1 pseudogene is annotated in these 710 nt (G+C 67.5%); it reads right to left on the minus strand.

Annotation, left to right across the window (positions count from 1 at the left end):
* Positions 1 to 698 (minus strand): annotated as a pseudogene (locus tag L981_RS32605) (integrase); the annotation flags it as partial.
* Between the last annotated feature and the right edge of the window lie 12 nt (positions 699 to 710).

The raw sequence follows: 710 nt of genomic DNA on the forward strand, positions 1-710 counted from the left end.
GGGAGGGGAGGGGAGGGGAGGGGAGGCGGCATCGATCGGATCCGCTCGCACTGGCTCTTCGTCAACCAGGTCTTCGACACCCAGCGCAGCGACTTCCGCGCGGCGGCGGCCACCGGAAGCGAAAGCCGTCAGAAGCAGCGCCCGCTCGCGCAGGTCGACCGAGCGCTCGCCGGCGCAGACCTGCAGCAGCTTGGTCAGGACATCGCCGGTCACCGCCTTTTCTTTCGTTGCCTCGGCCGGGCACTGGCGCGCACGGCAAGCCGCAGCGGCCAGCGGGTCAGGATCTACCAGCTTGTAGCCGGCGCCGCACAGTTTCCGGGGCATGCGGCCCATCGGCGCGCAGGAGGCGCTCCGAGCGCAGGCCAGCTTCAACCTCTGCCGGCCTTCCGTGGAATGGATCCTCGGCCCGCTTAGCCGTGTCCCAGAGATGGTGCGCGACGAACTTTAAGAGCAGGCTCTCTGGCTCCTGCTAGGGCAGGGGGTGCCCGTGGCGAGCTGGCACCAGGCCTCAAGATAGCCGAGATCTGACGCCAGAGCCCTGAGCGTGTTGTCGCCCATGCCTTCGCTGGCAAGATGCTTGAGCGTCGCGACGTCGTCGTCGGTGAGAAGGGCTGCAAGCTGGTCTCGGCGATCGAAGGGCAAGATGGCGTCGAGCGCATGAGCCCTTCGGCGCGCTTGAGCGCGGATGCTTCGCTCATTTGGGCTGGTTT

Source organism: Ensifer sp. ZNC0028 (assembly GCF_000799055.1).
In the GTDB taxonomy this organism is placed as follows: Bacteria; Pseudomonadota; Alphaproteobacteria; order Rhizobiales; family Rhizobiaceae; genus Ensifer.